11 protein-coding genes are annotated in these 12,014 nt (G+C 70.1%); 6 read left to right on the top strand and 5 right to left on the bottom strand.

Features of this window, described 5'->3' with window-relative positions; all coding sequences use genetic code 11:
• Positions 1 to 20: 20 nt before the first annotated feature.
• Positions 21 to 1,319, bottom strand: a complete 1,299-nt coding sequence (locus ACZ6RT_RS26545; protein ID WP_399190294.1) for an MFS transporter — start codon at positions 1,317 to 1,319, stop codon at positions 21 to 23.
• Positions 1,320 to 1,453: 134 nt separating this feature from the next.
• Here ACZ6RT_RS26545 and idi point away from each other — a divergent pair, with 134 nt between their 5' ends.
• Positions 1,454 to 2,035, top strand: a complete 582-nt coding sequence (gene idi, locus ACZ6RT_RS26540) for an isopentenyl-diphosphate Delta-isomerase (RefSeq protein ID WP_470156814.1) — start codon at positions 1,454 to 1,456, stop codon at positions 2,033 to 2,035.
• Positions 2,036 to 2,119: 84 nt separating this feature from the next.
• Here the strand turns inward: idi and ACZ6RT_RS26535 are convergent, their stop codons facing one another.
• Together ACZ6RT_RS26535 and ACZ6RT_RS26530 are read right to left on the bottom strand one after the other, a co-directional pair.
• Positions 2,120 to 3,199 carry an inositol-3-phosphate synthase gene (locus ACZ6RT_RS26535; protein ID WP_399190290.1) on the bottom strand — a complete coding sequence of 360 codons (1,080 nt, stop codon included), beginning with the start codon at positions 3,197 to 3,199 and terminating at the stop codon, positions 2,120 to 2,122.
• 31 nt (positions 3,200 to 3,230) lie between these two features.
• A complete protein-coding gene (locus tag ACZ6RT_RS26530; RefSeq protein WP_399190288.1) occupies positions 3,231 to 3,905 on the bottom strand; it encodes a PadR family transcriptional regulator in 675 nt (224 codons plus the stop codon).
• Between the two features lie 750 nt (positions 3,906 to 4,655).
• On the opposite strand from ACZ6RT_RS26530, the gene ACZ6RT_RS26525 reads away from it, so the two are divergent.
• The 3 genes from ACZ6RT_RS26525 to ACZ6RT_RS26515 all read left to right on the top strand — a co-directional run bounded on the left by ACZ6RT_RS26525 (position 4,656) and on the right by ACZ6RT_RS26515 (position 9,974).
• A complete protein-coding gene (locus ACZ6RT_RS26525; RefSeq protein ID WP_470156812.1) occupies positions 4,656 to 7,325 on the top strand; it encodes a transglycosylase domain-containing protein in 2,670 nt (889 codons plus the stop codon).
• Positions 7,325 to 8,632: a glycosyltransferase family 87 protein gene (locus ACZ6RT_RS26520; RefSeq protein WP_399190286.1), complete on the top strand. Its 1,308-nt coding sequence runs from the start codon at positions 7,325 to 7,327 to the stop codon at positions 8,630 to 8,632. Before ACZ6RT_RS26525 ends, ACZ6RT_RS26520 begins: the two co-directional genes overlap by 1 nt.
• Before the next feature lie 202 nt (positions 8,633 to 8,834).
• The gene (locus ACZ6RT_RS26515) at positions 8,835 to 9,974 is read left to right on the top strand and encodes a hypothetical protein (RefSeq protein WP_399190285.1); all 1,140 of its coding nucleotides are present in this window, start codon (positions 8,835 to 8,837) and stop codon (positions 9,972 to 9,974) included.
• A gap of 109 nt (positions 9,975 to 10,083) precedes the next feature.
• Here the strand turns inward: ACZ6RT_RS26515 and ACZ6RT_RS26510 are convergent, their stop codons facing one another.
• Complete coding sequence (locus ACZ6RT_RS26510) at positions 10,084 to 10,842, bottom strand: deoxyribonuclease IV (protein WP_399190284.1); 759 nt, start codon at positions 10,840 to 10,842, stop codon at positions 10,084 to 10,086.
• A 93-nt stretch (positions 10,843 to 10,935) separates the two neighbouring features.
• Here ACZ6RT_RS26510 and ACZ6RT_RS26505 point away from each other — a divergent pair, with 93 nt between their 5' ends.
• Positions 10,936 to 11,118 carry a hypothetical protein gene (locus ACZ6RT_RS26505; protein WP_399190283.1) on the top strand — a complete coding sequence of 61 codons (183 nt, stop codon included), beginning with the start codon at positions 10,936 to 10,938 and terminating at the stop codon, positions 11,116 to 11,118.
• Between the two features lie 40 nt (positions 11,119 to 11,158).
• Here ACZ6RT_RS26505 and ACZ6RT_RS26500 read toward each other — a convergent pair whose 3' ends face one another.
• A complete protein-coding gene (locus tag ACZ6RT_RS26500; protein WP_399190282.1) occupies positions 11,159 to 11,476 on the bottom strand; it encodes a hypothetical protein in 318 nt (105 codons plus the stop codon).
• A gap of 214 nt (positions 11,477 to 11,690) precedes the next feature.
• On the opposite strand from ACZ6RT_RS26500, the gene rpsF reads away from it, so the two are divergent.
• Complete coding sequence (gene rpsF / locus ACZ6RT_RS26495) at positions 11,691 to 11,981, top strand: 30S ribosomal protein S6 (RefSeq protein ID WP_030919721.1); 291 nt, start codon at positions 11,691 to 11,693, stop codon at positions 11,979 to 11,981.
• The last annotated feature ends 33 nt before the right edge of the window (positions 11,982 to 12,014 follow it).

Genomic DNA, 12,014 nt, shown 5'->3' with positions numbered 1-12,014 from the left:
GGGTGCCCGGGCCGGTCGTCTCACGACGGCGATGACGGCAGCGGCTCGGGCGCCCGGGACGGCGTGACGATCCGGTAGAGCACCGCGCCGCCGACGTAGCCCGCGGCGATGATCAGCAGCACCGTCAGGGACCTGCCGTCCGGCGGGAGCAGCGCCGCCGCCAGCGCGGCGGCCAGCACGTAGCTGCCGTTGAAGAGCATGTCGTAGATGGAGAAGGCCCGGCCGAGGTAGGCGTCCCGCAGGTCCCGCTGGACGGCGGTGTCGGCGCAGATCTTCACGCTCTGCCCGGCGATGCCCAGCACGAAGCCCGCCACCGCGAACCCCCACCGCTGGAACGGCACGCCGAGCGCCAGCGTCAGCACCCCGGCGGTGACCAGCATGGCCGGGACCCACCGCTCGATGCCGAACCGCTCGGTGGCCCACGGCGTGACCAGGATGGCCATGAAGTAGCCGACCCCCGAGGTGGCGACCACCAGGGAGGCCGCGGCCAGCGCGTCCTCGGCGTTCTCGGCGAAGTAGTACCGCGACAGCAGCACGAGCATGGCCGTGCACATGCCGTACATGAACCGGTGGGTGGCCATCGCGCCCATCGCCGCGGCGGCCGCCCGGTGGCTCACGATGTGCCGGGCGCCGTCGGCCAGGCCGGACAGCACGTGGCGCACGGCCTCGCGGGTCTGCGGCCGGTCGGGGTCGTAGGCGGGGCCGAGCAGCCGCCTGCCCATGGTCAGGGCGATGAGCGCGGTGACCGCGGAGACGATCCCCGAGGCGATCAGCAGCACCACCGTGCCCCGGTCGCCGGCGCCGAAGAGCCCGCGCAGCAGGAAGCCCGCGCCCACCCCCACGAAGGTGAGCACGGTGCCGGAGGTCGGGGTGACCGCGTTGGCCACCATCAGCCGGTCGGCGGGCACCACGTGCGGGAGCGAGGCCCCCAGCGCGGCCAGGAAGAACCGGTTCGCCCCGAGCACGCCGAGCGCGGCGGCGTAGAAGACCCCGTCCGGCGCGTTCGCGGCGACCAGGATCGCCGCTCCCAGCAGCAGCACGCCGCGCACCAGCGGGGCGACGACCAGGATCTGCCGCCGTGACCAGCGGTCGATGAACACGCCGACGAAGGGCCCCAGGATCGAGTACGGCAGCAGCAGCACGGCCAGGCCCGCGGCGATCTCCCCCGCGCTCGTGCTGTTCTCCGGGCTGAAGAAGGCGAACCCGATCACCGCGAACTGGAAGATCCCGTCGGAGAACTGCGAGACCAGGCGGGTCGCGTACAGCTTCCGGAAGTCCCTGCCTTGCAGGACCACGCGTAGATCGGATGCGAAGGACACGCGCTCAGCCTATGTGCGGTCCCTCAGGGCCGGTATCGGGAACATCCCTGAATGTACGGAGAACATTCGCGACCTTTCCCCAGGTATCCACGTGCGGGCTCGGTGGGCCGACATGGTCACGTACCCTCGTTCGAGTGACGCCTGATGAACACGTCGTGCTCGTCGACACCGACGGAAACGCGATCGGCACGGCGGCCAAGGCCACGGTGCACGGTCCGGACACTCCTCTCCATCTGGCCTTCTCCAGCTACGTGTTCGACGAGCGGGGCCGGGTGCTGCTCTCCCGCCGCGCCGCGCACAAGATCACCTGGCCCGGGGCGTGGACCAACAGCTGCTGCGGCCACCCGCTGCCCGGCGAGCCGCTGTCCGAGGCGGTGACCCGCAGGCTCTCCTACGAGCTGGGCCTGGAGGGCGGCCGCCTCGACCTGCTCCTGCCGCGCTTCTCCTACCGCGCGGTCATGGAGAACGGCATCGTCGAGCGGGAGCTCTGCCCGGTCTACCGGGTGCTCGCCGACGCCGAGGCGGTGCCCAACCCCGACGAGGTCGGGGAGGTGCGCTGGATGCCGTGGAAGGAGTTCACCGACGGGGTGCTCGGCGGGCACCTGGTGATCTCCCCCTGGTGCCGGGAGCAGGTCGCCCAGCTCGCCGAGCTCGGCGCCGACCCGCTCACCTGGCGGTCCGCCGACCCCGCCGACCTGCCGCCCGCCGCCCGCTGACGCGGCAGGCCCCCGGTCCGCACGCGGACCGGGGGCCTGCCGGAGTCCGTCACCCCGTTCCGGGGCGGGACGTCTCGCCGGAGGTCAGCGCTCGACCTCGCCGCGGATGAACCTCTCCACGTACTCGCGGGCCTCGTCGTCGGAGTACTGCTCCGGCGGGGACTTCATGAAGTACGAGGAGGCCGACAGGATCGGGCCGGCGATCCCCCGGTCGAGGGCGATCTTGGCGGCGCGGACCGCGTCGATGATGATGCCGGCGGAGTTGGGGGAGTCCCAGACCTCCAGCTTGTACTCCAGGTTGAGCGGGGTGTCGCCGAAGGAGCGGCCCTCCAGGCGCACGTAGGCCCACTTGCGGTCGTCCAGCCACGGCACGTGGTCGGACGGGCCGATGTGCACGTCGGCCTTGCGCATCTCATGGGGGATCTGCGAGGTGACCGACTGCGTCTTGGAGATCTTCTTGGACTGCAGGCGCTTGCGCTCCAGCATGTTCATGAAGTCCATGTTCCCGCCGAAGTTCAGCTGGTACGTGCGCAGCAGCTCGACCCCGCGGTCCTCGAACAGCTTGGCCATCACGCGGTGCGTGATGGTCGCGCCGACCTGCGACTTGATGTCGTCGCCGACGATCGGCACCCCGGCGTCGACGAACTTCTGGGCCCAGACGGGGTCGGAGGCGATGAACACCGGCAGCGCGTTGACGAAGGCGACCTTGGCGTCGAGGGCGCACTGGGCGTAGAAGCGGTCGGCATCCTCCGAGCCCACCGGCAGGTAGGAGACCAGGACGTCCACCCGGGCGTCCCGCAGGACCTGCACGACGTCGACCGGGGCGTCGTCGGACTCCTCGACCATCTCCCGGTAGTACTCGCCCAGGCCGTCGAAGGTGTGGCCGCGCTGCACCGTGACGCCCAGCGGCGGCACGTCGCAGATCTTGATGGTGTTGTTCTCCGAGGCCACGATCGCCTCGGACAGGTCACGCCCGACCTTCTTGGCGTCGACGTCGAACGCCGCGACGAACTCCACGTCGCCGACGTGGTAGTCGCCGAACTTCACGTGCATCAGGCCCGGCACCCTGGCGCCGGGGTCGGCGTCCCGGTAGTAGTGCACGCCCTGCACGAGCGACGCGGCACAGTTGCCTACCCCGACAATGGCTACGCGCACCGAACCCATGGCACTCGCTCCCCTTGTTCTGTGTGGTGATCTAGTTCTCTTCGGGGACGGCATGCCGCCCCGTCGTGCCCGTCCCGGGCGCGGGCGCCCGGAACGACTCTTCGGGCGCCGGAGGCCGTTCGGCCTCCGGCGGTGAGGCCCGCCGCTCGGTGGCGATCAGTTCGTTCAACCAGCGCACTTCGCGTTCGACCGACTCCAGGCCGTGACGCTGAAGTTCGAGGGTGTAGCTGTCCAGCCGCTCGCGCGTGCGGGCCAGGGCCGTGCGCACGCCGTCCAGCCGCTCCTCCAGCCGGCTGCGGCGGCCCTCCAGGATGCGCAGCCGGACCTCCGCCTCGGTGTGCCTGAAGAAGGCGAAGTGAACGCCGAAGCTCTCGTCCTCCCAGGCCGACGGGCCCGCCTGGGTGAGCAGCTCCTGCAGGCGCTCCTTGCCCTCGGCGGTCAGCCGATAGACGATCTTCGACCGGCGCCCGGAGAGCACGGTGGGCGCCTCGCCGGACGCGGACGCCGCGGGGGCGTCGCCGTCCTCGATGATCAGCCCGTCGTTCAGGAGCTGGCGCAGGCACGGGTAGAGCGAGCCGTAGGAGAACGCCCGGAACATGCCGAGCAGGGCGTTGAGCCGTTTGCGCAGCTCGTAGCCGTGTAGCGGGGTCTCGTGCAGCGACCCGAGCACGGCCAGCTCCAGCACGCCGCCTCGTCCGCCGGCCACTGAAACCACCACCTCTCGCGTCGATGTATCGAACCGATACATCCGCAGGATACGTCTATTCAATATAGGTCTGCAATCAGCGACTTTCCCAAGTCGTTGGGAGCAAACAAAAAAAAGCCGTAGTCTGGCGCTTATGTGGTCACAGCAGACGGTGATGAGGCCCGGCCTCCGCGGGACGCGGACCGCTTTCCAATACGGGAAATCCCGCGTCGGTGCGGGAGAGGTCTGCCAAGGTTGTTGCCGGAACCAGTTGACGATCTCGTTCGTCCCCGGGAACGGAGATCCACCCGAACAGGCCGGCCAGCAGTGAGCCAAGGCGACGAGGTCTCCGGCGACCGGAGGGTGGTCCAGGAGGTAGTCTCGCCCGCCTGCACGCCGTTGTAGACCCCGATGACCGAACGAGGACGCGTGAGTTACAGCCACAGCAATGACCCGGAGCCGAACGGGCGCCCGGAGGGCGCCGAGGGTTCGGCTCGTCAGGGGCGGCGCCGTCGCTCAGGCCAAGGAGCCGCTCCCCGTGCAGTTCCCCCATCGCAAAACGCCCAAACCAGCGGCGGTGGGTGGGACCCGTCCCGGCAGCCACAGCCCGGTCCCGCGCAGTCTCCGGCGTCACCGTCCCGGCACCCCGGGGCGTCCCAGGGGGCGGGCACCGACCCCCGGACCGCGATGATGCCCCAGCCCGGCGGCATGCCCTACCCCGGCGGCGCACCCCGCGGCGTACCCCCTGGCGCACCCCGGCCCGGTGGCGCCGTGCCCCGGCAGGAGCAGGCCGTTCACGGCGCGGGCCCCGCGCAGGGACCGGCGGCCGGACCGGGACGGGCCGGGGGCGGTGATCCGCACCGGAGCGAGACCGACCCCACCGGCCGCCGCACCGCGGCCGCGTTCGAGGACACCCAGTCGATGATGGCCGCGCAGGCGGGCGGCGCCCGCCCCGGGACGGGCGAGGGCGGCGGGCGCAGGCGCCGCGGTCGCGCCGCGGGCGCTGCGGCGACGAGCGCTCCCGGAGGCCCGGCCGCCTCCGGACCGGACGGACCCGGGGGCCCCGGAGGTCCCGGCGGGCACGGCCCCGGGGACGGCGAGGAGGACGCGCCGAAGAAGAAGAGGTGGACGCGCTTCCTGCCCAACTGGAAGATCCTGATGGCCAGCTTCGTGGTCGTCACCGCCGGCGTCTTCGGCATGATCGCGGTCGCCTACGCCGGCACCCCGGTCCCCACCGCCAAGGACAGCGTGAACGACCGGGCCAGCGTGATCTACTACGGCGACAACAAGACCGTGCTGGCCCGCCTGGGCGTCAGGCGCACCCCGGTGGAGATCGGCAAGATCCCGAGGCACGTCCAGGACGCGGTCATCGCGCTGGAGAACCAGAGCTTCCGCACCGACAGCGGCATCGACCCGTACGGCATGGCCCGCTCGGTCTGGAGCACCGTCAGCGGAACCCAGCTGCAGGGCGCCTCCACCATCACCCAGCAGATGGCCCGCGCCTACTACGAGGGTCTCAACCAGGAAGTGTCGGTGCAGCGCAAGATCAAGGAGATCTTCGTCGCCGTCAAGATCAGCAAAGAGCTGCCGAAGGACGAGATCCTCGAGCGCTACCTGAACACCATCTACTTCGGCCGCGGCGCGAACGGCATCCAGGCCGCGGCCCGGCAGTTCTTCGACAAGGACGTCGACGAGCTGACCGTGCAGGAGGGCGCCTACCTCGCCGGCCACATCCAGAACCCGAACGCCTTCGACGTCCAGGAGAAGGCCGGGAAGTACGCCGCCACCAAGGAGCGCTACGAGATCGCCCTGCGGAACATGGCGGAGATGGACCCGGCGAAGTACGGCAAGTACGTCGGCAAGCCCTTCGAGGACCTGAAGTTCGCCAAGTACAAGATCAGTCAGCCCTTCAAGGGGCTCCAGGGCTACATGCTCGACATCGTCCTGAGGGAGCTCAAGGCGCGCGGCCTCCCGCGCGAGGAGCTGGAGACCGGCGGTTACAAGGTCTACACGACCTTCGACAAGAAGCTCATGGAGGAGGCGCAGAAGGCGGTGAAGGCCCGCACCGCCGGGCTGGACCCGACCATCCACGCCACGATGGCCTCGGTGAACCCCAAGAACGGCCGGGTGCTCGCCTTCTACAGCGGCGACGACTTCATCAGGTACTCGGTCAACCGCGCGTTCGACACCACCAAGCAGGCGGCGTCGGCCTTCAAGCCCTACGTGCTCGCGGCCTGGCTGGAGAGCGGCAAGTCGCTCAACAGCTACGTCGACGGCAAGCCCACGATCAAGATGCCGGGCACCACCCCGATCAGCAACTCGGGCAACCAGGGATTCGGGCCGATCAACATGGTCAAGGCCATGGCCAGCTCGGTCAACACCGTGTTCGTGCAGATGGGCGAGGCCGTCACCCTCAAGGAGGTGGCGCGGATCGCCACCGAGGCGGGCGTGGGCGAGAGGGCCAAACTGAACCCCGCCTACGGCGGCAAGAACGGCGTCGACTACGCGGTCGAGCAGCAGAAGTACCAGGTCACCATCGGCAGCGCCTCGGTCACCGCGGTCGAGCAGGCCGCCGGGTACTCGATCTTCGCCAACGAGGGCAAGCACGTCGACTGGCACACCGTCGTCAAGGTGATCGCCCCCAACGGCGCGGTCGAGTACCCGGAACTGGCCGTGGAGAAGACGGTGATCACCCCCGAGTCCGCCGCCGACGCGACCGTCGCGCTCCAGGCCGTGGTCAAGAGCGGCACCGGCACCGCCGCGAACATCGGCACCCGCCCGGTGGCCGGCAAGACCGGCACCAACAACGGCTACAAGGACGCCTGGTTCGTCGGGTACACCCCGCAGCTGGTCACCGCGGTCGGCATGGCCAAGGACGTGCCCTACAACCGGGCCGGGACGCGCAGGTACAAGGTCGACAAGTACGGCCTGCCAAGCAAGAAGATCCCCAACGAGAAGATCCTGTGGAAGGAGGAGCCCATGCCCTCCTTCATCGGCGGTGGCGGCACCCCGACCCAGATCTGGCACGACTTCATGCAGGTCGCGACCGCCAAGCACGAGGTCGTGCCGTTCCCGCCGAGGGCCGACTCGGGCATCCAGAACAACCTGGCCACGCCCACGCCGACCCCCACCCCGACGCCGACGACCGAGGAGAACGAGCCGTTCCCCGAGGAGAACGGTGACGAGAACAACTGGCCCGACGGCGGCGACGACGGGACCCAGAACCCCGACGGCGAGTGCCTGCCCTGGGACGGCTCCTGTGACGTCGGCCAGGACGGCGGCGGTGGAGACGGCGGCGGCGGGGACGGCGGCGGGGACGGCGGTGGAGGCGGAGGCGAGGACGACTTCGGGGACCAGCAGCCCGAGGGGGTCTTCGGCCAGAACGGCACCCCCGCCGCGGCGACCGTGCCGGTACCCGCCCAGAACGGCCGGCGGCCCTGATGAAGAACCTCACCTCGCCCCGGAGCGAGCTGCCCGAGTTCGGCGTCCGCGCCCTTCCGTACGTGCCCCTGGCCCTGTTCGCCGGGCTGGGGGCGGTGCTGGCCTGGTTCTGGAAGTGGCCGTGCCGCGTCGGCGGGGCGTGGAACCACGGGACGCTGCAGTTCACGAACTTCTGCTACACCGACATCTATCCCCTGTGGTGGAACGAGAAGCTCAACGAGGGCAAGGTCCCCTACTTCGACTACCCGGTCGAGTACCCCGTCGGCATCGGCGGGATCATGGAGTTCTTCCGCCGGATCGTGAGCTCCATGGGCGATCCCGGGACGGCGTTCTACGACCTCACCGTGGTCCTGATGGCGATCTGCCTGGTCGTCGGCGTGCTGCTGATGGCCACGCTGGCCGGCCCGGCCCGGCGCTGGGACGCCCTCTGGTACGCCCTGGCGCCCGCGCTGATCCTCACCGCGTACATCAACTGGGACCTGGCGGCCAACGCCCTCGCCCTGGGCGCGCTGCTGGCCTGGTCGAAGCGGAGGCAGTGGCTGGCGGGCGTCCTGCTGGGCCTGGCGATCGCCACGAAGTTCTACCCGCTGATGTTCCTCGGCCCGCTCTTCCTGCTCACGCTGCGCACCGGCAGGTGGAAGCCGTTCCTGCAGACGCTCGCCGGCGTCGTGGGCGCCTGGCTCGTGGTCAACGTGCCGATCATGGTCTTCGCCTTCGACGGCTGGAAGCGGTTCTACGTCTTCAGCCAGGAACGCCCGGCCGACTGGGGCTCGATCTGGTACTTCTTCCAGCAGAAGCAGTGGCCGGTCCTGGGCGACGGTGAGCTCCTGGACAAGCTGGGCGTCGTCTCGCTGGCCGCGTTCTGCCTGGCCATCGCGGTGATCTCGCTGTCGGCCAGGACGCGTCCCCGGCTGATGCAGCTCTGCTTCCTCACGCTGGCGGCGTTCATGCTGACCAACAAGGTCTGGTCGCCGCAGTACGTGCTCTGGCTGATCCCCTTCGCGGTCCTGGCCAGGCCGGGCTGGAAGCCGATCGCGCTGTGGCAGCTCGCCGAGTGCTGGTACTTCTTCGCGATCTGGCTCTACCTGGTGGGCATCCAGCCCGGCAACGAGGCCCTGGGCATCGCCGGTGACACGTACTTCACCGCGGTGTGGGGGCGCGTGATCACCATCCTGATCATGATGGGGTTCGTGGTGCGGGACATCCTCGTCCCGGAGGGAGACGTGATCCGCGAGGACGGGAGCGACGACCGGGCGGGCGGCGTCTTCGACGGGGCGCCCGACCGCTTCAGGCTCGCGCTCTCCTAGCGTCGGCGGCCCGTGGCCCCGGGCCGTGCCACTCACGGGCCGGGGCCCGCGGGCTGTGCGGCTCACGGGTCGCGGCCCGGGGCTCACCGCCCGCGGCCCAGGGTGGCGGGCGATCCGCCCGGGCCCGTGACGGGCCAGGTGATCCTTCCGATGGCCGCCGGGTCTGGCAGCGAGACCGGGTGATCCGCGACAATTCCACCTTGTGACCACTCCTGCCGAGGTGACCACCCCCGTCGAGCCCCCGCGCGACACCGCGACGGAGGGGCTGCTGCTCTGGCTGGCCTCCCGCGTGGGGATCATCGCCCTGGTCGTCGTCGGGACGCAGGCGATGATGGAGGGGGACGCCGTCCCGCGACCCTTCCTGGAGCGCTGGCGCAACTGGGACGCCAACCTCCTCGTCACCATCGCCGAGCACGGCTACGACGGCGTTCCGGGCGCCGAACCCGACAGGGGACTGCCCGCCTTCTTCCCGGGGATGCCCCTGATGCTCCGCGCGGTGCACCTGCTGGTGGGCGACTGGACGGTCGCCGGGCTGCTGATCTCGTTCGCGGCCGGGGCGGTCGCGATGATGGCGCTGGCCAGGCTGGCCGAGTTCGAGGGGCGCCCCGGGACCGGGTGGCGCGCGGTGCTGGCGCTGCTGCTCTGGCCGATGGCGGTGTTCCTGTTCGCGGGCTACAGCGAGTCGCTCTTCCTGGCCTTCGCCCTGCCGGCCTGGCTCGCGGCGCGCCAGGGCCGCTGGCCGCTGGCCGCCGTCCTGGCCGCGGGCGCCTCCTGCGCGCGCATCACCGGCCTGTTCCTGGCCTGCGCGCTGATCGTGGAGTTCTTCGCCCGGCGGCAGCCCGTACGGCGGGCCGGGTGGCTGCTGCTCCCGTTCGTGCCGCTGGCCCTGTACTCCGCCTACCAGTACTCCCGTACCGGCGACTGGCTGGCCTGGAAGACCGCGCAGGAGGCCGGCTGGGGACGGCACATGGTCTGGCCCTGGGAATCGCTGATGACGACGTGGAACGCGGCCATGGGCGAGGGCAGGGTCGCCTGGGCGTTCCGGCTGGAGATCGCCGGGGCGCTCGTCGGGATCGTGCTCGTGCTGGTCCTGCTCCTGATGCGCAGGTGGAGCGAGTTCGTGTACGTGGGGCTCCAGGTGGGCGCCCTGCTCTGCTCCGCCTACTACCTGTCGGTCCCGCGCTCGGCGCTGCTGTGGTGGCCGCTCTTCATCCTGATCGCCAGGGCGGGCAACGGCCCGGCGCCGTGGAGAAAATGGGTCATCGTCGTCTACGCCCTGCTGGTGGGGCCGCTGATGGCCCTCAACACCCTGATCTTCGTCGACGGTGCCTGGGTGGGCTGACCTGGGGCGGAGCGGCGCGGCGGGAACCCTTACCCATTCGTGGGGAGAAGTAATCCCATGAAGTTATCCACAGGCTGTGGATCGTCCGCCGCGCCGTTCACGCGTCCGTCTACAGTTTCGACCTGAGGAAGGCGATGTCCTGGGCCTGGCCGTCGGCCGGAGTCTCCACCACGATCGGCGCGCCGGCGGCCCGGCACACCCCCAGGATCAGCTCTGGGTCGATCGTGCCCGCGCCCAGGCTCGCGTGCCGGTCGGCTCCCGAGTCGAAGGCGTCCCGCGAGTCGTTGCAGTGGATCAGGTCGATGCGGCCGGTGATCGCCATGATCCGCTCGACCACGTCCGCCAGGTCCTCCCCGCCCGCGTGGGCATGGCAGGTGTCGAGACAGAAGCCCACGTCGAAGCCGTCCAGCGCGTCCCAGAGCCGGCTGATGCGCTCCAGTTTGCGTGCCATCGCGTTGCCGCCGCCGGCGGTGTTCTCGATGAGCACCGGGACGTCGTGCCCCTCCAGGCGCTCGAACACCTTGCGCCAGTTGTCGAAGCCCGTCTGCGGGTCGTCACCGGCCCCGACGTGCCCGCCGTGCACGATCAGCCCGCGCGCGCCCAGCTCGGCCGCGGCCGCCAGGTGCGCGCCGAGCAGCTTGCGGCTGGGGATGCGGACCCGGTTGTTGGCGGTCGCGACGTTGATCACGTACGGGGCGTGCACGTAGACCGCCACGTCCGAGTCCTTGATCTGCCTGGTCCCCTCGCCGATGACCGGGCCCTTCCAGCCCTGCGGGTCGCCGAGGAAGAACTGCACGACCTCGGCGCCTCGCGCCCTGGCGTGCGCCAGCGGATCGTCTTGATCGACATGAGCTCCGATAAGCGGCATGTATCCGAGAGTAGCCGTTTCAACGCCCGGGGCCGGGGCAGTCGCAGGGCGCGCCCCACCGCCCGCCCCCACGGGCCAGAACGAGGAGTTCACATGGCTTACCGTCGCCGAGGGATCAGTCTCGTCTTCCTCATCTACGTCCTGATCGGCCTGTACGTCGCCTGGGTGTACGACTACATCACGCCCGCCCTGCTCAAGGACATCGCCGAGGCACTGCTCGCGATCCTCCTGTGGTTCCTGGTGCTGCTGGGCGTGGACCTGCACCTGGGCACCTGACCGACCGATCGCCGGTGTGGCCTCGGCCGCCGTCGGGGCGTCACGGGAGGAAGCCCCCGTGGTGGACGCCGAAGGCCACACCGACGAACGAGGCGACGATTCCCACGATGTTCAGCGCGCGCTCCGGCCTGGTCGCCGAGACGTACTGCGAGTACAGCCCCACGCCGAACCCCAGCGCCCCCGCCCACGAGGCGAGGACGTGCATGGCCGGGAGGAACCCGGCCGCGAAGGCGGCCAGCCCGCACACGACCGTGACGACGCTGAGCGCGTTCTCCACGGTGTGCGGCCGTCCGTCGCTGTTCAGGGTGAACCGGAAGCGCCCCTGCCGGGCGGGACCGAACACATGAGGCATGGTCATCGCCTCCTCTTTCTCACCCCGGGACGTGCCCGGCGAGGCGACGGGCCAACCCCCGCCGGACTGGTAGGCTGACACGGCTACGTCGAACGGGTGTGTTATCGCCCACCCTCCACCCCGGACGCCGAAATGGGCGCCAGGGGTGCGGTACGTCAGCGTCCTCCTGTCACGACACCGTGTCGTGACCGCAACAGTCCAGAGGAGGTTGGAAGTCAGCATGCGCCGTTACGAAGTGATGGTCATCCTTGACCCCTCGCTCGATGAGCGTACGGTCGCCCCTTCCCTCGACCAGTTCCTCACGGTCGTCCGCAACGACGGCGGAACCGTGGAGAAGGTCGACGTGTGGGGCCGCCGCAGGCTCTCCTACGACATCGCGAAGAAGCCCGAAGGCATCTACGCCGTCATCGACCTGAGCGCCGAGCCGGCCACCGTCAAGGAGCTCGACCGGCAGATGAACCTCAACGAGGGAATCCTGCGGACCAAGGTCCTGCGCCCGGACGTGCACTAAACCCCGGCTTTTGTCGGACGGCAGCCGTACTCT

It is taken from the genome of Streptosporangium sp. NPDC050148 (assembly GCF_055586505.1).
This window is presented reverse-complemented; position numbering and strand designations above follow the sequence as displayed.